Source organism: Arthrobacter tecti, assembly GCF_054511355.1.
In genome coordinates this window covers 438,460-458,156 of sequence record NZ_JBTNCT010000002.1, presented here as the reverse complement: position 1 = coordinate 458,156, position 19,697 = coordinate 438,460, and the positions used below count along the sequence as shown (strand labels likewise).

The window sequence follows — 19,697 nt, the reverse complement described above, 5'->3', positions numbered from 1 at the left end:
CGTCCGGAAACAACAAAGGACGACGACGGCCCGCCGGGAGCCGCCGTCGTCCTTGGAGAAATTGTCAGTACTTCGGCGTTTCCTCGCCCTGTTCAATGGCGGAAGGTGTGCCGCTGTCGGAACTACCCGACTTCAGGGCTGCAAGGCGTGCCTCGATCTCTGTCTGCTCACCCAGGTCCTCGAGGCTTTCGAACTGAGCGTCGAGGCTCGAATTCGCCAGTTCGTTCTGGCCGAGCACGCGGGCCTCTTCGCGCCTGATCTTCTCCTCGAAGCGGCCAACCTCGCTGGTGGGGTCCATGAAGTCGATGCTCTTCATGGCGTCGTGTACCTGCTGCTGTGCGGCTGCTGTGCGCGAACGGGCAATGAGCTCGTCCCGCTTGCTGGTGAGCTCGTTGAGCTTACCCTTCATCTGGTTCAGGCCGGTCTTGAGCTTCTCGACGATCTCAGTCTGCGAAGCGATGGTCGGTTCGGCGCCCTTGGCCTCATTCTCCGAGGTGATCTGCCGCTGGATGGCAACCTTGGCCAGGTTGTCGAACTTCTCCGCGTCAGTAGAATCTCCGGAAGCACGGTATTCGTCCGCCTTCTTGGACGCCGCGAGCGCCTTGTTGCCCCAGTTGCGCGCGTTTTCGCGGTCTTCGTTGTAATCCTCCTGCAGCATCCGCAGGTTCCCGATGGTCTGGGCCACCGCGCTCTCCGCTTCGGCGATGCTGTTGGCGTAATCACGAACCATTTGGTCCAGCATCTTCTGCGGGTCTTCCGCCTGGTCCAGGAGAGCGTTGATATTCGCCTTCGCAAGAGTTGCCATACGTCCGAAAATTGATTGCTTTACCATGGGTTACCTTTCGATCTGCCTGAGTACTTCACTGCCCTGCAAGGTGTTTACCTAGAAATCACCGAAACCACCGCCGAAGTCGCCGAAGCCGCCTCCGCCGGCGTCGAACCCTCCGAAGCCGCCGCCGCCGAACATCCCGCCGTCGGCGCCGCCTCCGCCAAAGTCCCCTCCGCCTCCGCCGAAGAATCCGCCGCCGTGGCCTCCACCGTTGAGGATGGACCCGATCAGGATGCCGCCGAGCAGCGCCCCGCCCATCCCGTTTCCTCCGCCGCCGAACATGCCGCCGCCACCGAAGCCGCCCATGCGGCCCCCAAATCCCTCCACGTCCTGCTGAGCAATCTGGCCGGCCTGCTCGGCGAGTGCCAGTGCCTGTTGCGCGTGGGAGAGCGCAGTGACGGGATCATCGGTTTGGATCTGGAGTGCGTAGTCGAGGTTTCGTTCCGCTTCGGCCAGCCGGGTCCTTGCCTCGCTGCCCACGCCGCCGCGGCGGGCACGGATGTAGTCAGCGGTTCCTGAAATCCGTGATTGGGCCGCCATGATGGTGTGCTGCAGGCTTTCGCGTGCACGACGGGTCTGGTCAGCCTGGTCCCGTACGCCGCCCAGCGCCGCGTCGAGCTGGTTGTGCGCGGACTCGACTCGCTGCAGTAGAGCAACGGGGTCGATCTTTCCGGACGCGATCTCCCGTTTCACGCCGTCGAGTGCAGCGGCGGTTCCTGCCGCCGGTCCTGCAAGCTCCGGGTTGGATCCTGCGGAAACCATTGCCTGGGCCTGGGCGAGATCCTGCGCGGTATCGGAGACCGCCTGTTCCATTTCGCGCTCGGCATCGGAGAGCTCCGCGGCGCGGCGATCGATCGCTTCCAGCAGGACCTTTGTCTGATGCACGCCTTCCTCGGTAGCCCGGACGGCGACGACGGCGGCGCTGGTGTTGCCTTCAGAGAGGTGCTCCTGGGCCTTGGACGCTGCGTTGTCGACGAACTGCAGCCGGTCACGAGCCTGGTCGACGTTGTCCTCCACCTGGGCGATTGCTGAAGGAGCGTAGCGGTCCTGCAGTTGCCTCAACGCGGCCTCGGCGGCCGCTACGCGCGCACTGACGTCGCTGGCCGCGTTTTGGGCGTCTCGGAGAGCTTGCGGGGCGTTGCGTTCGAGTTTACGGAGGGCATCGAAATCGGTCTTGTGTTCCTGGAGGCTCGCATTCACTGACTCGCACCGGCGAATGATGTCGCCGAGCCACTTGCGTTGATCCTCTTCGGTGTCGGGGATGTGGTCGTCGAGTTGCTGCTGGAGCTTGAAGGATTCGCTCATGTGGGCTTTTGCGGCTGCGATGTCTTCGGCGAAGGGCTTCACCGAGTCGTCGCCGTACTGGGCCTGGGCGAATCCGAGTTCCTGTTCGCTGGACTTGATGGCGTCGTCGGCAGCGATCAAAAGGCTTCCTGCCCGCTTTCGCAGGTCCTCGACACTTACGGATGCGAGGGGGTCGAGTACCTCTCCGTTGGCATCACGCCCGGGACCGAAGTCCATCTCGGCGGGCCGCTGTTGCAGTTGCTGGTTGTTGTTCTGCTTCCGGGTCTTGGAACGGAGGTAGAAGTAACCGCCCACTCCGGCGAGTACCAGTAATGCACCTATGAAGAGAATCGAGCCCACTGAGCCTCCGTCGTCGTTCGTGTTGCCCGCTGATCCGACGGTACCGCCGTCGAGCACTTCTGCAATTCCGGTGGTTGCGGCGATGGCCGCACCGTCCCAGTTACCCGCCTGAATCTCGGGGGCGATCACCGACCCATAAATCTCTTCGTCACGTTCGCCTATGGGCGTTGAATCGGACCCGATCAGCCCTGCCTGCTCCTGCTCGAATCCGACTACCATGATCGCGTCGCGTGGCCCTAAGTCGCTGGTCACGGCGGCCTGCTGCGCCCACGCTTCACCGTCGGAAGGATTTGTGAATGAGTCCACATACACGACGTGCAGCGTGTAACCGTGCTGGCTCTCCAACTCGGCGATGGCCTGCTCAACCTGCTGCTGCTCGCTGTCGTTGAGGACGTCTGCCTGATCAATGACGGTGTCGGAGTTGAAGTCCACGGGATCGACTGCATACGCAGCCGGCACCGCCAGCGGACTCATCATGAGAAGGGCCCCGAGACCCGCAGCGGATGAGATACGTGTGGTGCTCGACTTCATTCACGACCCTTCAGGAGTGTCCGCCGGGCGCTCCGGGAACCGGCGAAGCACGGTGCATCCAGGCTGCATCCCCCGCTTCGCCTCACTGCGATTCTATGGCCCTCCCAGTAGGCCGTCCACCGAATCGGGTATGCCTCCAGCGAAACCGGTTCGCGTTTTACGGGGCGGGTGAATGGGACACAATGAATGGACGTGCTCCGGCGTTCGGCTTGTTCACAGCAGGCATACAGGGAACGTTGGCCGAGACTCCAGTTTGGCTTGGCATAGTTTCAGGGAGCATCAGTGAAAGGACAACCGATGACCGAGAACAACGCCGGCTATAACGGACCGCTTCCTCCCCGCCCACAGAACCCGCCGACGCAGCGCGCGGCCGAGGAACGAGCTGAAGAAGAACGGCAGGCCGCCGAACATGCTGGAGCAGGATCGTCCACTGAAGGCTCACCTGCGGACCGCCCCGGAGAGGGAGCACCAGCGCAGACAACCGATGCCAGCGACGGCGTCCACGCGCAGCAGTGGGGTACGCCAGAACAGCACGAAACTCAGGAGTACCCGACTGCCCACGCAACGCCCGCGGAGCAGCAGCCTTATGGCGCTTCGTTCGGGTATGACGCCTACTCCCAGCCCGAGACCCCCATCTACAAGCGACGGGAGAAGAAGCGGGTTGGCGCCGGAACCTTCGTTACCGGAATGTTGGTCGCCGGCCTATTGGGTGGGGGAGTGGTGGCTGGGACCGACGCGCTGCTGGACACAGGTAATGGTGCCGGGAACACCGGCACAGCGCAGCCGCAGTCCGTTGTTGTCAACGACACCGGGAGCGTCAATGAGATCACCGGCGCGGCCGCGAAGGCTTCGCCTAGCGTGGTCACAATCTCAGTGAGCGGTGGGCAGTCCGGTGGTTCCGGTTCAGGAATCATTCTCGACACTGAGGGTCATATCCTTACCAACACCCACGTAGTGACCCTCGGCGGGCAGGTGGCTGACCCGGCGGTCGAAGTGAGGACCAACGACGGCCGCGTGTTCCAAGCGGAGGTGGTCGGTACGGATCCGCTCTCCGACCTGGCCGTGATCAAAATCGACGCGCCGGACCTGCAACCCGCAACCCTCGCGGATTCCTCCGAGCTGAATGTCGGTGACGTTGCTATCGCTATTGGTGCGCCACTGGGTCTCAGCGGCACGGTAACGGACGGAATCATCTCCACGCTCAACCGAACCATCAGCGTGCAGTCTTCGGCTGTGCCCGAACAGCAGGCCGATGAGCCCGAACAGGCTCCCGGAGACGGTTTCAACTTCCTGCCGCCGGATGGCTCCGAGGCCCCGCAGCAGGGAACCCAGGGCTCTATCTACCTCAATGTCATCCAGACGGACGCCGCAATCAATCAGGGTAATTCCGGTGGGGCGCTCGTTGACTCCCAGGGGCAGATCATCGGCGTGAATGTCGCGATCGCCTCCGCAGGATCAGGGGAGAGCGCAGGTAACATCGGCGTCGGATTCTCCGTCCCGATCAACTACGCGCAACGCGTTGCCGAGGAAATCATCGCGAACGGCGAGGCCACGCATGGCTTCCTCGGAGTCAGTGTGGGGCCTGCTGCCTCAGGCAACGCCGAGGGCGCGAGCACCTTCTCCGTCGGGGCCGAAGTGCAGTCAGTGGAACCGGACAGCCCGGCCCAAATCGCAGGACTGCAGGAGGGCGACGTCATCACCAAGGTAGGCGAACTGCCGATCGAGGATCCGCAGGCCCTTACCGCCGCGGTACGCATGCTTGCCGAGGGGGAAGCAACGCAGGTTGAACTGGTGCGCGGCGGTGAAACGCTGACCCTCGATGTGACTGTCGGCAGTTCACCAGCCTGACCGGAAGTTCGAGAGAAGCAGCCCGTCCTTGTGGCGGGCTGCTTCTTCGTCATATAGCTGCGGTATTCACCTTCCCCTTGTGGTTAGCTTGTGTGCGGCAGCTAGTAGCCGCATGGAAAGGCAGCAATGGACGAGACGAAAGCCGCGCTCAAGATCGCGGTACTGGTGAAGCACGTGCCGGACACGCAGTTCGACCGTCATCTGCAAGGAAGTGACCACACCACCGACCGCTCCGAAAGCATTCTTTCCGAGCTGGACGAGTATGCACTCGAAGCGGCGCTCCAGATCGTCGAGGCGCACGGTGGCGACGCCGCCGGCCACCGGGTTACTGCTATCACCATGGGACCTGCCGCAGCCGTGAACGCTGTCAAGAAGGCGCTGCAGATAGGCGCGCATGACGGCGTCCACCTCAGCGATGACGCCCTGGCCGGCTCCGACGCCTCCGGCACCTCGCGCGCGCTCGCCGCCGTCGTCCGCCACCTCAAAGATGTCGATATCGTTCTCACCGGCATGGCCTCCACTGATGGCGAGACCTCGCTGGTCCCGGCGCAGCTCGCAGAGCTGCTGGAGCTTCCCCAGGTCACCTTCGCCTCGAGCCTGGAGATAAGCGACGACGACGGCGCCTGGCGGCTCACCGCTCGGCGCGAAAGTGACAACTACGCCGAGACAGTGGAATGCAGCCTCCCCGCCCTGGTGTCGGTAACCGATCAGATCAACGAACCGCGCTACCCCAATTTCAAGGCAATCATGGCCGCGAAGAAGAAATCCGTCAGCACACTATCCCTTGCCGACATCGGCTTGGACGCATCGCTGGTGGGACTGGAGGGGTCCTGGACGCGGGTCGAGGACGCACAGCCGAGACCTCCCCGGACGCAGGGAACCATCATCACCGACGAGGGAGATGCAGGCCGCCGTCTGGTCGACTTCCTGGTCGAGCAGAAGCTGCTCTAGCCGCAGCTTCCAAGCGATCACCAACTTCCTGAAGGAGCCTGCCATGGCAACAGTCCTTGTCTATATCGATAATCCAGGTGCCTCGCTGCACAAAACGGATCGTGAGTTGCTGACTCTCGCACGTATCCTCGGCACACCCGCGGCCGCGGTCATCGGCGAACTTTCGCCCGCGGTGGTCGAAGAACTCGGAGCGTTCGGGGTGGGCAGTGTGTACCAGCCCTCCGCGCCGGGACTCGATGAACTGCTGGTTGCCGGTAAAGCTGCTTTCCTGTCGGCCGCGGCTTCGGCCACCCAGAGTGCCGCCATCCTCCTCGGAAACACGTTCGAGGCCAAGGAGATTGCAGCGCGGACGGGGATTCGGCTCTCCTCGGGCGTCATCACGGATGCAGTGGCCGTCAGCGAAGATTTCCGGGTCACGAAGTCCGTGTTCGCGGGTTCATACACAGTGCAGGCCGCAGTCACCACCGGAACACCCATCGTCACGGTGAAGGCCAACAGTGTGGACGTGCAGCCGGCCCTGGAAGGCTGTGTTCCCGAAACGCACACAGTCGACATCGATGTCCCAGCGGCAGCTCGTGTCACCAGCCGGACCGAGAAGGCCGCCAGTGGTCGCCCCACACTTGATGAAGCTCAGGTAGTGGTGGCCGGTGGGCGCGGGGTTGATGGGAACTTCGGACCGATCGAGGATCTCGCCGATGTACTGGGCGGTGCTGTGGGCGCATCCCGGGCGGCAACGGACGCCGGCTGGATTGAGCATGCAGCGCAGGTTGGGCAAACCGGCAAGACCGTCTCCCCGCGGCTGTACATCTCTGCGGGTATTTCCGGTGCCATCCAGCAGAAATCGGGTATGCAGACGGCGAAGGTGATCGTTGCGGTGAATAAGGACGCGGACGCCCCCGTATTCGAAATAGCGGACTTCGGCATTGTGGGGGACCTGTCGACGGTGCTCCCGCAGGCTACGGAAGAAATCCGGAAGCGCAGGGGCTAGGAGTGACAGCCCTTCCAGGCCCGAACTTCGGCGACGTACGGCGCGTGCTCTGTTTCGTGGCGCACCCCGATGACATCGATTTCGGCGCGGCGGGAACCGTCGCGAAGTGGACGGCATCCGGCGTCGATGTCCAGTACTGCATCATGACCGACGGTGACGCAGGAGGTTTCTCGGACGAGCACCGGCCGGACATCGTGGAACGACGCCGCCAGGAACAACGCTCTGCTGCCGGACTGGTTGGCGTGGAGACGGTCCATTTCCTCGGACACCGGGACGGCTATCTGGAGCCTAGCGAGGAACTGGTGGCCAGCGTCGTCGAACTGATCCGGTGTGAACGCCCGCAGATTGTTCTCTCGATGCACCCCGAGCGAAACTGGGAGCGGATCCAGAAAAGCCATCCGGATCATTTGGTGTGTGGGGAGGCAGTGACCCGTGCCATCTACCCCGCTGTGGAGAACCAGTACGCGTTTCCGGAGCTGGCCGCCAAAGGGGTTGACGCTTATCGAGTTCCCTGGCTGTGGTTCTTCGGTGGACCTACGCAGCTGGAGAATCACTTTGTTGACGTCACTGACCATGTAGAGGACAAGATGCGTGCACTCCAATTCCACGCCAGCCAGCATCCGGACATCGACCGGATGGACCAGGCGGTCCGTGGGTTCCTGAACGCAAATGCGGAGCGCGGTGGGCTCACGCAAGGCCGGAGCGCCGAGGTCTTCCAGGTAGTTCCGGTCAATACGGACGCAACTATCGCGGGTTTCTAGAGCGATTGCAGCTGTTGGAGAGGACCGCGAGGACGGCTCTCTCCAACAGCTCCTTAGCTCTCAGGGCGGCGCAGGTCAGGCGTTGAACGGAATCTGCACAACCATCGGTAGGGTTGGTGCTTCCGAACCACCCTCCGGTTCGACGGTGATTGCGAGGCCGCTGTAGGCGTTAATTCCTTCTACAGGCACTTCTTTGTGAGTGACTTCCTCGGCCGTCATGGTGCCAAGGGACTCCGGAGGAGCGCCGTCCGCGGGCAGCCGCCACATCTGATAGACCTTGCCTGCGGGAGGGGCCGGAACGCCGTCGAGGGTCACCACGGCGGCATCCTCGGACGTGGAGAACGCGAGTTCGGCGGTTCCACCACCCTCGATCGGGACCTGGTTCCGCTGCACGTCCGCCGCCTGCATCACTTCCTCCTGGACGGACGAAGGCTGCAGATTCTGGGCAACGGTCACACCACCGACGGCTACGACGACGGCGGCCGCCGCTGCCACGAGCCAGCGCCCCGCCGATGAGGGCTTGCGACGCGCTTCCCGTCGGGCGGAGAGGTCGTCTGCCGGGACAGGCGGAGTACTGTGAACAGGTTGAGCCTGCCGGTCTTCCGGGAGGCTGCTCATGATGCGTCCAAGCAGATCAGCGGGCGGTTCAGCCTCGTCAACGGCATAAGCCTTCGCTATTGTCTCTTGCGCGGCCCGAACTCGTTCGTTGAACGACTCGCGTTCCTCGGGAGTGGATCCTGAGACGTAGTCCTCGAGTGTGGTGCGCTCCTCTTCGCTCACAGCATCCAGGGCATACATCTCAGCCCACTCAAGGGCCAGGCCGTTGGCCAGGTCCTGCCGAAGATCATCTGCAAACTGCTTGTTCATATCCTTGTCCTGCATCTCAGTTCACCCCCAAACAGGTTTTCAGTCGAATCAGGCCATCCCTGATTCTCGATTTGATAGTTGGTACTGCTACTCCCAGCTTTTCGGCGACCTCGCGGTAGGTCAGGCCACCGTAATATGCCAGCCGTACGGATTCCTGCTGGGTTTCCGTCAGCGTCTCGAGACACTCGACGACTGCCTCAGCCTCGAGGCGCTGCGTGACAGTGTCCACGACGTCGTCATGGTCCTTGACCTGCATGGCGGCACCATAGCGTGCTTCGCGTTCGGTCGAGCTCTGTTCCGACCGGACTTTGTCCACAGCCCTGCGGTGAGCCAGGGTCATCAGCCAGGCCATCGGACTCCCGGCCTCAGGGTTGAAACGGTCCGCCATGTTCCAGACCTGCAGGTACACCTCCTGCGTGGTGTCCTCGCTCAGTTCGGGATCGATCAGGACCCGCCTTGCGAGCCCGTAGACCCGGCGCGAAGTCTGTGTGTAGAACTCCGCAAATGCGTTGCGGTCCTGGCGTGCGATCCGTCCGAGCAGTTCGGCGAGCGCTGCAGAAGACCCGGCTGGGTCACCGGCAGTCTGCTGGGCGTCCAGTCTCGCGGGGCTTATCCGGCTCACACGTGGCGTATCCATAGGCTTCAAGCATAAAGCTCCGTGATGACTATCCAGTACATGTGTGTCCCGAAAGCGCATACCCAGGACATGACTGCTGAGGACACGTGGTTCCAAAGTGCGAGTCAGCATTACTCCACCGCCCTGCCCCCCGTCCATTCGATACCGCCGTTCCCTAGCCGATGGCGGTTGAACCAAACGGTCCTCCGCCTCAAGCGCTGAGTACCAGTGGCCGGCATTGCAGACGAACACTGATGACTGATGACACCTATAATTCGGAGCCGTTGCTGCAGGGGATGGGCGGGATGCCGAAGATGCTTAGCGTGTCGCTACGGCGATGAGCGAATTTGCGTTGAGCGTTATGTGCCCGCCCAGGGAATCGATGAAGCGTTCGCGGACCCGTTCGCGGCCGTCGGGGTCTTCCGGCAATAGAAAACGGTACCCACTGCCCAGAACCAGGGACCACGCAAGGTCGGCATCGAGCGGGATTTCCTGGGGAGCACTGTGGACTTCAACTGAGGCGAATCCGCTGGCATCGAGGAATTCGGTGAGCTTCACCGAGGAAGCGATCTGCTCCAGTTGGCGTGTCGGTTTGGGCGCTGGAGCTTCTGCCAATTGCGGCTGCTCGGCGTAAGCAGCCTCTTTGAGGAGAGCCGCAAAGGGCTCGTGTGCGCCTTCCTGCCACGTGCTGACGGCGAGGCGACCACCACTGCGTAGCTGCTCGGCCAGGTTCCGGGTTCCGGCCACCATGTCGGAGAGGAAGAAGAGACCGTAGCAGCACAGAACGGCGTCATACGGGGCTTGTCCTGTCCAGGTGGATACGTCGGCCTCCGTGAAAGTGACGGATTCCAAGCTCAGTGCTGAGGCTTTCGACGAAGCGAGTCCAAGGAGCCCGGCAGACAGGTCAACGGCGTCGACGTGCCCTTCGGGGCCAACCAGTTGCGCCGCCGGAATGGTGCTGGCGCCGCTTCCACAACACGCGTCGAGGACTCTTTCGCCGGTGTGGATGTCCGCTGCGGCGACAACGGCGTTGCCCATCGGATTCCACAGCGCCGGTGCCAGGCGCTCGAAGTGCTCGGCGCCGTCGTCGAACAGTGAACCAACGTTCTTCACGAGATTTCCTCCGTGCTGGACTGCTTGATGAGCGCGCCGTCGAATCCCAGTTGGCGCCACGCCTCGTAGACGACGATCGACGCCGAATTGGCGAGATTCAAGGAGCGCCGGGACGGCAGCATGGGTAGGCGTACCCGCGCTGTCACTGCGGGGTGATCCTTGACCGACGCCGGAAGCCCCACGGATTCAGGACCGAACAGCAGCACGTCGCTCGGACGGTACTGGATATCCGAGTAGGTTCTCTCGCCTTCAGCGGTATAGGCGAAGAGACGTTCCGGCTGCAGCTTCGCGAGGGCCGTTTCGAGGTCGGGGTGAACGGTTAGGACGGCGAGGTCATGGTAATCGAGGCCGGCCCGGCGGAGCTTCGTGTCGTCCAGATCGAAACCCAGGGGCTCGACCAGGTGTAGTTCCGCACCGGTAACCGCGGCCAGCCGGATGGCGTTGCCGGTGTTTCCCGGAATTTCAGGGGTGTGGAAGAGGATGCGGAGCACTGTGCAATCCTAGCGCCCGGCCGCGCTGAGCAGCCGGGCAAGAACGGGAACCTGCACGGTGCTTGCCTGTGGACCCTCTGAGAGGAATCGTTTGACTTCCCGCAGGAGGGTTCCGGGATTGGAAACGTGGACCATCGCGAGCCCGGACCGGTCCAGCGACGGCGGGTAGTCGATGATCGGCTCGAACGGATTGTTCTGGCGTCCATGAAGCACCAGCCACCCGCGCACATTGCACTCAGGAAACATCTCCTGGATCTGACGCACTGTATCGGTGATCCGTACGTGGCCGGCGCGGCGTCCGCGATGCCTGAGCTGGCGGCCATCCCACGAATAGTTCCCCGGCGGAGCGATCAGCGAATCGATGACCGCGATGCGGTACCCGGCGAGGACCGCGTGGCCCGCTTCGATCCCGCCACCGAAGGACAGACCGTTCACCAGCCGGGCGGCCGGGAATCCCTGCAGCAGTGTGCTTTCGATGAGTCGGGCAGTGGCACGTTCGCCGTCGTACCGTGACGCTGAACCGGAACGGAACTTCTTCAGGACGCCCGGCTGACGGGCAAGCCCATGTACCTGCTGGCTGGCAACCGTCAGGGGCAGGCTGTCGTTCGCGCTTCCGTAGGACGGTTCGTAGCGAGGCGCTTGGGCGAACTCATCCCTGACCGGTTCAGGCCTGGCCTGCTTTCTCCGGGGTGGTGTGGTTCCGGCATCGGGGAGGGGATCGATACGGCCGAGCGACCGGTCATAACGACGACGCCGATCCGGGTCGATGAGCGTCTCATACGCCACGGCCACATCGTGGAAGAGTTCGGCGCTCCCACCGGAATCGGGGTGGAAGGAGCGAGCCGCTCTGCGGTAGGCGTCCTTGATCTGCTTCGCGGTGGCGCCCCTGGTCAGCCCGAGCACACTGTATAGCGTGGGTTCCGGAGCTGCCATGGAGGCCTTTCGTCGGTCTGGGAGGCGGTCCAAGAGTTGAGAGGACTTCCGCGCTTGACTGTAAACGGTGCGCTCAACTCCGGCAAATGGTCAGCTCACCGGCCGAGGGCCCCGCGCCGAGCGTCAGCGAGGGGAGGGAGGGCGGTGAGCGCTCACCGGCCGAGGGCCCCGCGGGGCGTGGGTACGAATTGGATGTCGGTGCGTGACGCTAGCATCAGGGTCATGGCGATCAACGAGGGCATGCAGGGCGAACTGGACTGGTACGGAAGGCAGCTTGAGCGGGAAGATTACAGCGGGGTTCACTTTGTGGACTGCGACTTCACCGAGCTGCGCAGTGAAGGGACAATCTTCAGCGGCTGCGTATTCCGTAATGTGAAATTCAACGTGTCCACCCACGCGAACAGCGCGTTCGACAATTGCCGTTTTGAGAACTGCAATTTGTTCGACGCCGCGTTTGAGGGCTGCAAGGTCACCGGAAGCATTTTTGTCCGTTCCTCGTTGAAGCCCATCCGGGTCCAGGGCGGCAATTGGTCCTTCGTATCACTACAGAACGCCGACCTTCAGGGCGGGGCATTTTCGGAAGTGAACCTCACGGAAGCGGATTTCACGGGGGCCGACCTGCGGCGCGTGCAGCTGCGGGACTGCCGGTTGTCCAGCGTCGTCTGGAACGGGGCACGCTTGCGCGACGCGGATCTGCGGGGCAGCACACTGGACGGAATCGACGCCGAGACTTTCAACGTGTACGGCGCCGTCATTGATGCAGGCCAGGCGCTGAGCGTCGCCGAGGCATATGGTGCGGTTATCCGGTGAGGCTCGTTGTGGCAGTCAACCCGCGGGCGGGTAGCGGGGCGGGCGCGCGTGCGTCGCCTGAGGTTGTGCGCGCGTTGCGGGAAGTAGGGCACGAAGTCGACCTCGTGCAGGTGGACGATCCGGTAGGTCTCCGAGCGCGGCTTGCATCAGCGCTTGCCGGAAAACCCGAAGCACTTGTTGTGGTGGGCGGCGACGGCATGGTTCATATCGGTATCAACGCTATCGCAGGCACCGCAGTACCTCTAGCCATTGTTCCCGCAGGTACGGGGAACGACATCGCGCGTTCACTGGGGCTTCCGGTCGGCAAGCCGCCGGCCGCGGCCGCCTCCCTGGTGCGTGTCCTCGGGATGGAACCCCGCAGTATCGACCTCGGCCGGATTACCTCGGTGGGGCATCCGGATGTCTGGTTCGCCGCAGTCTGTTCCGCGGGACTGGACGCTGTCGTGAACGCGAGGGCAAACCGTTGGTCATGGCCGCGCGGCCGGGTGAAGTACGTGCTCGCGCTGCTTCGTGAGCTGCCTTTCTTCCGGCCGCCGACTTACGGGTTGTCGGTAGACGGACGGGAAACGGACATCGAAGCGATTTTGGTGTGCATTTCGAATATGCGCTCGGTCGGAGGGGGCATGCTCATCACCCCTGGCGCACGGTACGACGACGGGCGCCTGGACCTGCTGACTGTCGATCCCATGCCGAGGCTGAAGTTGCTGACGCTGTTCCCGCTAATCTTCTCGGGCCGCCATGTGGGCCTCAAAACCGTGCACCTGCAGACTGTCTCCAGCGTGTCACTTGACGTCCCAGGTATCACGCTCTTTGCCGATGGTGAGCCGGTGGGCCGAGCGCCGGTTGACATCACTGTGGTACCCGCAGCGCTGAAGGTATTCACGTAGCGGCTCATGGGGACCGCTCCCCATGGGTCCGTGAACGGGACAGTGGCTAGAGTGGTTGCGGGAATAGGGAGGATCCCGATCCCAAGCGAGAGAACAGGAAGTACGCACCAGTGTTGGTAAGGCCGTCCAGACCGCTGCTCCGCTGCGCGGTCCTGTTCGCGGTTGCAACGCTCTTGGCGGGATGCCGGATTGAGGTGCCGATCGAACCCGGCGCGCCCGTGCCGAGTGACGCGGCGTCGTCAGCCGGGGCGGAGCCGTCCTCTGGGGCAGGGCCGTCGTCTGGGGCGGCGAACTCCACCGTGCTCCCGCCGATTCCGCGCGCGAAGATCGTCGGCGAGGACATGACGTTCGAACGCGGCGGGTACATCGAGGAAGCCGACATGGTGGCGTTTTCCGATGGTGTCTCGCGTGCAGGCGGATGGAGTCAGGAGAAATTGTTGGTCAACGGTGAGTCCGTCTACGTGAGCGAAGCCGGGTGTACGGCGTCGTTGCGCTATACGGCGGCCCAGGCGCCCCTGGTGGTCGAGGGGAATGACCGTGCGTCCACCGAAGCGCTCTTCCGCTTCATGGACCCCAGCATCCTGCCCGAATACCTGGTTCCGACGAGCTGGTTGTGGGGCCAGACGCCCGGTGAATTGACGGCGTCGATCGAGTTCCTCACCTACGTTCAGGAGGCAACGGGGGAGGCGCCCGCCAGCGCCGTCTCGCTCCGGCTCTTCCACGCCACGGGTACCGGGCTCGCGTTCACCGTTTCGTGTCCTACGAATGACGAACTGACGGCGGCCGTGGCCGACATCCGCGGTCGGATCTCGGTGGTTCCACCGGGTTAGGCGTCCCCTGGTTCGGCTGATGCATGGATCCAGCGGCCGTACAGCGCCGAGTCAGCTTCCAGAAGCGAAGCGAGGGTGAAGCGGCGCAGTGGTGTGTGATCCCCGTGTGAGGCCAGCGCCGAACCCTGGCCGGCGGTGAGGAGCGGGCTGACTGACAGGCACAGCTCGTCCACCTGGTCCTGGGCGATGAAACTCCCGAAAACTCCCGGCCCGCCTTCACACAGGATGCGCCCCAGCCCTCGCTCCTGGAGCCACTCGGTGGAACGGTGGGCATCGACGGCCTTTTCACCGCAAACAACGACGTCGGCAACCTCACGCAGCGCCTCGAGCCGTTCGTTCGGCGCGGCGGCAGCGGTGAAGATGATCGGCCGGACCGGCGAACGCTCGAACAGTTCGCCCGTCGGATCGAGGTCCAGCGTCCCCGAGATCACCGCCAGTGCCGGGTGGAGGGAGTATCCGTGTTCCTGGCGCCACTGCGAATCCTTCTCGTTGACCAGCTCGCCGGCGTAACCTTCGGCGCGGACCGTTCCGGCTCCAACCACGATTACGTCGCACAGCCGGCGAATCAGCCCAAAAAGCCTGCGGTCGCCGTCGTTACCCAAGGGTGCTGAAACACCCTGGTACGAAGCGGACCCGTCCAGGCTGGCGATGAAATTGAAACGGACCCACGGGCGGGTCTCCGGGTACGAATAGAGGTCGAGGATGTGCTCATCGGAGAGGTCCTTCGCGGGGGAGGGGCTGAGCTGGTTGATCACGGCTGGTTGGCCTCCCCCATGTTGTGCAAGAGATAAGCCGGTTCGCGCCACCCCATTACTGCTTCGACGACGTTGATCGCGGAGCGGGAGGCCGCGACGTTGTGCATGCGGAGAATCCTGGCTCCGCCCATCGCGCACATCACCGCCGCGGCAAGGGATCCGTCCACCCGTTCGTGCTTGGGCAGGTTCAGGGTCTCACCGATGAAGTCCTTGTTCGAGACCGCCGCCAGCGCGGGATAACCCAAACCTGCGATCTCGTTGAAGCGTCGTGTGATCTCGAGCGAATGAAGGGTGTTCTTGTTGAGGTCGTGGCCGGGATCCACCAGGATCCGGTCCTCACCGATGCCGAGGCTCACAGCGCGTTCCACCTGCCGGAGCAGGAACTCGACGACCTCCGTAACCACGTCGCCGTACGTCGGCCGCCCGAGAACCTGACGCGGTTCGGCGAGGCTGTGCGTGATCACCACGTGTGCACCGGTCTGGGCAATCACCGCCGCGAGATCGGGGTTCCTCAGGCCCGTGGTGTCGTTGATGACGTTGGCACCGGCTTTGATGGCCTGTTCCGCCACCTCCGGCAGGAAGGTGTCAGCAGAGATAACGACGTCGGAGAAGTTACGGACCTCCTCGATGACCGGAACAATGCGGGCTGCTTCCTCGGCAGCCGGTATGGCCGGCCCCGGCGCGAAAGGCGCGCCGCCGATATCAACCCAGTCGGCGCCGTCGTTGACTGCCTGTTGCGACGCGGCAACAGCCGCCTCAAGGCCGAAGGTGCGGCCGCCGTCGTAAAAGGAATCCGGAGTGCGGTTGATGATGGCCATCAGCGCGATCCGGCGGCTGAAATCCAGGGTACGCGTGCCGAAGACATGCTTGGGGTGCAGGAGTTCGGGAACAGGGGCCGGAGGTCCGGCGCACAGGGAATTGTCAGCCACAGCTCCTTTCTACCAGTCGTTGCTGACGGTCCCAGTGCCAACGAAACGGCAGGACACGCCCGTTACGCGTCGGCATAAAGGGCGCGTCATGCCAACTCGATGGGCGGGTTCGGCTTAAACAGTGCCCGAGGATAGAATTGACCGGTGCCCGTGTATCTCGATCACGCGGCGACCACGCCCCTCTCGGCGCCCGCGCTCGCCGCACTCACCACAGAACTAAGCCGCAGCGGCAACCCGTCTTCGCTGCACGGCTCGGGCCGTCGCGCCCGCAGGGTCGTGGAAGATGCACGGGAGACGCTGGCGAGGGCTGCCGGTGCGCATCCGTCGGAGGTCATTTTCACCTCGGGCGGCACTGAAGCGGACAACCTGGCGGTGAAGGGCCTCTATTGGGCGCGGCGCAGCGAGGATCCCAAGCGCACGCGCATCCTGTGCAGCGCCATGGAGCACCACGCCGTCCAGGACACAGTCGAATGGCTGCAGCGGCACGAGGGAGCCGAGGTGACCTGGCTCCCGGTGGACGGGGACGGGGTAGTGCGGGTGGACGCCCTGCGCCGCGAACTCGGTGCGGGAGCCGGGAACATTGCCCTCGTCACCGTCATGTGGGCCAACAACGAGGTGGGGGCGCTCCAGCCGATTCCCGAGATCGCCGCCGCAGCAGCAGAACACGGCATTCCCGTCCATTCCGACGCGGTGCAGGCTTTCGGATCGATTCCGGTGTCCTTCACCGAATCCGGTCTGGCCACCATGGCCGTCAGCGGTCACAAGATCGGCGGGCCGGTCGGCGTAGGTGCGCTACTGGTCGGTCGAGCCGTAAAGCTGACGCCCGTCCAGCACGGCGGGGGGCAGGAGCGCGATATCCGTTCGGGCACGCTGGACACCGCCGGTATTGCGGCGTTTGCGGCAGCCGCCGACGACGTCGTCGCTCACCTTCCAGCCGAGTCCGCCCGGATCGGTGCTCTGCGGGACCAGCTGATCGCCGACGTCGAACGCGCAGTCCCCGAAGCAGTGCTGCGTGGTCCACGTAATGCGAGACTGCCCGGCAATGCTCATTTCACATTCCCGGGCTGCGAGGGCGATTCGCTGCTCTTCCTTCTCGACGCCGCCGGCGTGGAGTCCTCCACCGGGTCGGCCTGCACCGCGGGGGTGCCCCGGCCATCACACGTTCTGCTCGCGATGGGCCTGAGCGAAGCCGAGGCGCGCGGGGCACAACGGTTCACCCTCGGGCATACATCCGGGCCCGCCGACGTTGACGCGTTGGTGGCAGCGCTTCCCGAAGCGTACGAGCGCGCCCGGAAAGCCGGGATGTCCGGCCACGCATCATCCATCCAGACAGCAGGAACAGGTTTTCACGCATGAGAGTACTCGCAGCAATGAGCGGCGGAGTGGACTCGGCCGTCGCCGCCGCCCGTGCGGTTGAGGCGGGTCACGACGTCGTCGGCGTCCACCTGGCGCTGTCCCGTATGCCCGGCACCCTGCGAACCGGCAGTCGCGGATGCTGCACCATCGAAGACAGCCGTGATGCCTGGCGGGCCTGCGACATCCTCGGCATCCCGTACTACGTCTGGGACTTCTCGGAGCGGTTCAAGGAAGACGTCGTGGATGACTTCATCGCCGAGTACGCTGCCGGGCGGACCCCCAACCCCTGCATGCGCTGCAACGAACGCATCAAGTTCGCGGCCCTGCTGGAAAAGGCGCTCGCGCTCGGTTTCGACGCCGTCTGCACCGGGCACTACGCGAAGGTCATCGAGAACGCCGACGGCAGCCGGGAACTGCACCGCGCGGCGGACTGGGCCAAGGACCAGTCCTATGTACTGGGCGTCCTGACCCACGAACAGCTCAGGCACTCCATGTTTCCGCTCGCTGAGACGCCCTCCAAGGCAGAGGTCCGCGCGGAAGCCGAACGGCGTGGACTCTCGGTTGCCAACAAGCCGGACAGCCACGACATCTGCTTCATTCCCGACGGCGACACCCGCGGCTGGCTCGAGGAGCGTATTGACCTGACCGAGGGCGACATCGTCGATGTGGACGGCGAGAGAATCGGCACGCATCCGGGCGCCAACGCCTTCACCGTCGGCCAACGCAAGGGTCTCAAGCTGGGACGTCCCGCCCCGGACGGCAAGCCCCGGTTCGTGCTGGAGATCCGGCCCAAGGAGAACACTGTGGTGGTCGGCCCCGAACGGATGCTCGCCGTCGACGAACTGCGCGGAATCAAGGTCTCCTGGGCCGGAGAGCCGATTCCCGCCGTCGAAACCGGCGAGGAGTTCGAGTGCATGGCCCAGGTGCGGGCGCACGGAGACCCCGTCGATGCGAGGGCCTGGGTGAAGCACGACGACGACGGCCGCCAGAGCCTGACTGTCCGCCTTATTGAACCGATGCGTGGCGTCGCCCCGGGCCAGACCGTTGTGATCTACCAGGGCACGCGCGTGCTGGGCCAAGCTACCCTGGACTCGGCCCGCTCGCTTGAGCGGCCGGACCTCGCAGCCCGCTGACGCCCTTCCCGGACACAATGCGCTTCCGTGTTCGGGTTTCTGCTTAACTGGAAACATGACAGAAGACACCCGGGACTTCGACCCCGCCGCGAGTTCCCTTGCCGGCGAGGTCGATCCAGCAGTCATGGAGGAGTTGCTCGCGGTCCGCGGCAGCATTGACAACATCGACGCAACCCTGGTGTACCTGCTCGCCGAACGGTTCAAGGCCACCCAGCGTGTTGGGCACCTGAAGGCTGACCACCAACTGCCTCCCGCAGATTCGGCACGCGAGGCTGCGCAGATAACCAGGTTGCGTGCGCTCGCCGAGGAAGCACACCTTGACCCCGCGTTCGCGGAGAAGTTCCTGAACTTCATCATCTCCGAGGTCATCAGGCACCACCAGGACATCTCAGAGAACCACTCATCTCGCGATGCCTGATGCCGTAACAGTGACCGCGGCCGGCGACTGGCCGGGCCAGGATCCGGCCGAAGCGATCCGCATCATTCGTGGAGAGCTCGGGAGTCCGAACCTGCCGTTCCTTCCCTCGTTGCCGCAGCGGGGAGTCGGCAGTGACGAGGTTGGCCGGACGGCCGCGCTGCTGAGCGAGCTTCCCGTCGACCTGCAGCCGCACGGCTGGCGCCTGGTCGACCGGCCGGGACAGGACCTCCGCCGTGCGGCTTCAGCCCTGTCCACAGACCTGAACGTTCTCGCGGACCTGGTCGGCGCGGAAGCGGACCCTGCTGCAGGGTTCAAGGTTTCCTGCCGTGGCCCGCTCTCCATGGCCGCTAACCTGTACCTCCATAACGGCGAGCGGGCACTGATTGACCATGGGGCCCGCAGAGACATCCGTGATGCCCTGGTGGACGGCGTCGTCTCCCTAATACGACGTACCACAGCGGCGAACCCGGCCGCGGAATTGACCGTGCAGTTGGATGAGCCCGAGATTATTGACGTGCTCGGCGGCGCCATCCCCACGGCAAGCGGCTACCGCACCCTTCGTGCCATACCCCAGCACGAGGTCATCGAAGCCTGGACAGCGGTTGCTGAAGCCGCCCAGAAAGCCGGTGCCGCCGTCGTCGTACTTTCTCTCCGTGAGACCGAAGCGCTGCAGATTCTGACGCGGACGCCGCAGGTCGGCTTTGCGGTGCCGGTAGCCGGCGCAACCGGTCAGGACTGGGAAGCGATCGCTGAACTCGTTGAGGGCGGCCGGCGTTTCTGGGCAGCTCTTCCCGTGCCGGTGCAGCGGCCGGTGAAGATTCAGGACACGGCGGAGGCGCTGCTGCGCCCCTGGCGGGGTATCGGGCTTCCGCTCTCGAACCTGGGTGCCGTTAGGTTGCTGCCCGCCGAAAGACTCTCCGAGTATGGGCCGGACAACGCGCGCCGAATGCTGCGGCATCTGCACTCAAGCGCCGATGCCCTGAACCAGGCGATTGCCGACGCCTGAA

The 19,697-nt window shown here is 64.1% G+C and carries 21 protein-coding genes; 11 read left to right on the top strand and 10 right to left on the bottom strand.

From position 1 onward, the window contains the following. Nucleotides 1–64: 64 nt before the first annotated feature. Together ACX80C_RS04605 and ACX80C_RS04600 are read right to left on the bottom strand one after the other, a co-directional pair. On the bottom strand, nucleotides 65–832 hold the full coding sequence (locus tag ACX80C_RS04605; RefSeq protein ID WP_459325064.1) for a PspA/IM30 family protein: 768 nt from the start codon (nucleotides 830–832) through the stop codon (nucleotides 65–67). A gap of 51 nt (nucleotides 833–883) precedes the next feature. Then, complete coding sequence (locus ACX80C_RS04600) at nucleotides 884–3,004, bottom strand: TPM domain-containing protein (protein ID WP_459325063.1); 2,121 nt, start codon at nucleotides 3,002–3,004, stop codon at nucleotides 884–886. A gap of 297 nt (nucleotides 3,005–3,301) precedes the next feature. Here ACX80C_RS04600 and ACX80C_RS04595 point away from each other — a divergent pair, with 297 nt between their 5' ends. From ACX80C_RS04595 to ACX80C_RS04580, 4 genes are all read left to right on the top strand, one after another. Continuing rightward, the gene (locus tag ACX80C_RS04595; RefSeq protein ID WP_459325062.1) at nucleotides 3,302–4,852 is read left to right on the top strand and encodes a S1C family serine protease; all 1,551 of its coding nucleotides are present in this window, start codon (nucleotides 3,302–3,304) and stop codon (nucleotides 4,850–4,852) included. A 126-nt stretch (nucleotides 4,853–4,978) separates the two neighbouring features. After that, a complete protein-coding gene (locus tag ACX80C_RS04590) occupies nucleotides 4,979–5,803 on the top strand; it encodes an electron transfer flavoprotein subunit beta/FixA family protein (RefSeq protein WP_459325061.1) in 825 nt (274 codons plus the stop codon). Between the two features lie 43 nt (nucleotides 5,804–5,846). Then, complete coding sequence (locus tag ACX80C_RS04585; protein WP_459325060.1) at nucleotides 5,847–6,791, top strand: electron transfer flavoprotein subunit alpha/FixB family protein; 945 nt, start codon at nucleotides 5,847–5,849, stop codon at nucleotides 6,789–6,791. Nucleotides 6,792–6,793: 2 nt separating this feature from the next. Next, the gene (locus ACX80C_RS04580) at nucleotides 6,794–7,552 is read left to right on the top strand and encodes a PIG-L deacetylase family protein (protein WP_459325059.1); all 759 of its coding nucleotides are present in this window, start codon (nucleotides 6,794–6,796) and stop codon (nucleotides 7,550–7,552) included. Between the two features lie 75 nt (nucleotides 7,553–7,627). On the opposite strand, the gene ACX80C_RS04575 is transcribed toward ACX80C_RS04580, so the two are convergent. From ACX80C_RS04575 to ACX80C_RS04555, 5 genes are all read right to left on the bottom strand, one after another. Continuing rightward, nucleotides 7,628–8,419, bottom strand: a complete 792-nt coding sequence (locus ACX80C_RS04575) for an anti-sigma factor (protein ID WP_459325058.1) — start codon at nucleotides 8,417–8,419, stop codon at nucleotides 7,628–7,630. Nucleotides 8,420–8,435: 16 nt separating this feature from the next. Next, entirely contained in the window at nucleotides 8,436–9,056 is a 621-nt protein-coding gene (gene sigK / locus ACX80C_RS04570) for an ECF RNA polymerase sigma factor SigK (protein WP_459325057.1), read from the bottom strand. A gap of 297 nt (nucleotides 9,057–9,353) precedes the next feature. Beyond that, on the bottom strand, nucleotides 9,354–10,148 hold the full coding sequence (locus ACX80C_RS04565; RefSeq protein WP_459325056.1) for a class I SAM-dependent methyltransferase: 795 nt from the start codon (nucleotides 10,146–10,148) through the stop codon (nucleotides 9,354–9,356). Then, complete coding sequence (locus tag ACX80C_RS04560) at nucleotides 10,145–10,639, bottom strand: tRNA (cytidine(34)-2'-O)-methyltransferase (RefSeq protein ID WP_459325055.1); 495 nt, start codon at nucleotides 10,637–10,639, stop codon at nucleotides 10,145–10,147. Before ACX80C_RS04560 ends, ACX80C_RS04565 begins: the two co-directional genes overlap by 4 nt. Before the next feature lie 9 nt (nucleotides 10,640–10,648). Next, a complete protein-coding gene (locus ACX80C_RS04555) occupies nucleotides 10,649–11,572 on the bottom strand; it encodes a J domain-containing protein (RefSeq protein WP_459325054.1) in 924 nt (307 codons plus the stop codon). A gap of 222 nt (nucleotides 11,573–11,794) precedes the next feature. On the opposite strand from ACX80C_RS04555, the gene ACX80C_RS04550 reads away from it, so the two are divergent. Both ACX80C_RS04550 and ACX80C_RS04545 read left to right on the top strand, forming a co-directional pair. Further along, nucleotides 11,795–12,382: a pentapeptide repeat-containing protein gene (locus ACX80C_RS04550; RefSeq protein WP_459325052.1), complete on the top strand. Its 588-nt coding sequence runs from the start codon at nucleotides 11,795–11,797 to the stop codon at nucleotides 12,380–12,382. Nucleotides 12,383–12,390: 8 nt separating this feature from the next. Next, nucleotides 12,391–13,269 (top strand): diacylglycerol/lipid kinase family protein, encoded by an 879-nt coding sequence (locus ACX80C_RS04545; RefSeq protein ID WP_459325051.1) that lies wholly within the window; start codon nucleotides 12,391–12,393, stop codon nucleotides 13,267–13,269. A 46-nt stretch (nucleotides 13,270–13,315) separates the two neighbouring features. Here the strand turns inward: ACX80C_RS04545 and ACX80C_RS04540 are convergent, their stop codons facing one another. Beyond that, the gene (locus ACX80C_RS04540) at nucleotides 13,316–13,636 is read right to left on the bottom strand and encodes a hypothetical protein (protein ID WP_459325050.1); all 321 of its coding nucleotides are present in this window, start codon (nucleotides 13,634–13,636) and stop codon (nucleotides 13,316–13,318) included. Between ACX80C_RS04540 and ACX80C_RS04535 the strand changes: the two genes are divergently transcribed. Further along, the gene (locus tag ACX80C_RS04535; RefSeq protein WP_459325049.1) at nucleotides 13,611–14,099 is read left to right on the top strand and encodes a hypothetical protein; all 489 of its coding nucleotides are present in this window, start codon (nucleotides 13,611–13,613) and stop codon (nucleotides 14,097–14,099) included. The genes ACX80C_RS04540 and ACX80C_RS04535 overlap by 26 nt on opposite strands. On the opposite strand, the gene ACX80C_RS04530 is transcribed toward ACX80C_RS04535, so the two are convergent. Together ACX80C_RS04530 and folP are read right to left on the bottom strand one after the other, a co-directional pair. After that, nucleotides 14,096–14,854 carry a pyrimidine reductase family protein gene (locus ACX80C_RS04530; RefSeq protein ID WP_459325048.1) on the bottom strand — a complete coding sequence of 253 codons (759 nt, stop codon included), beginning with the start codon at nucleotides 14,852–14,854 and terminating at the stop codon, nucleotides 14,096–14,098. The two genes, ACX80C_RS04535 and ACX80C_RS04530, sit on opposite strands and share 4 nt — an antisense overlap. Next, nucleotides 14,851–15,783, bottom strand: a complete 933-nt coding sequence (gene folP, locus ACX80C_RS04525) for a dihydropteroate synthase (protein WP_459325047.1) — start codon at nucleotides 15,781–15,783, stop codon at nucleotides 14,851–14,853. Before folP ends, ACX80C_RS04530 begins: the two co-directional genes overlap by 4 nt. Before the next feature lie 144 nt (nucleotides 15,784–15,927). On the opposite strand from folP, the gene ACX80C_RS04520 reads away from it, so the two are divergent. From ACX80C_RS04520 to ACX80C_RS04505, 4 genes are read left to right on the top strand one after another with little or no spacing between them, the layout of a single operon-like run. Further along, a complete protein-coding gene (locus tag ACX80C_RS04520; RefSeq protein WP_459325046.1) occupies nucleotides 15,928–17,139 on the top strand; it encodes a cysteine desulfurase family protein in 1,212 nt (403 codons plus the stop codon). Continuing rightward, nucleotides 17,136–18,272, top strand: a complete 1,137-nt coding sequence (gene mnmA, locus ACX80C_RS04515) for a tRNA 2-thiouridine(34) synthase MnmA (RefSeq protein ID WP_459325045.1) — start codon at nucleotides 17,136–17,138, stop codon at nucleotides 18,270–18,272. The genes ACX80C_RS04520 and mnmA overlap by 4 nt, the downstream gene beginning before the upstream one ends. Nucleotides 18,273–18,327: 55 nt before the next feature. After that, entirely contained in the window at nucleotides 18,328–18,690 is a 363-nt protein-coding gene (locus ACX80C_RS04510) for a chorismate mutase (protein WP_459325044.1), read from the top strand. Continuing rightward, nucleotides 18,683–19,696, top strand: a complete 1,014-nt coding sequence (locus ACX80C_RS04505; protein WP_459325043.1) for a uroporphyrinogen decarboxylase/cobalamine-independent methonine synthase family protein — start codon at nucleotides 18,683–18,685, stop codon at nucleotides 19,694–19,696. Before ACX80C_RS04510 ends, ACX80C_RS04505 begins: the two co-directional genes overlap by 8 nt. The last annotated feature ends 1 nt before the right edge of the window (nucleotide 19,697 follow it).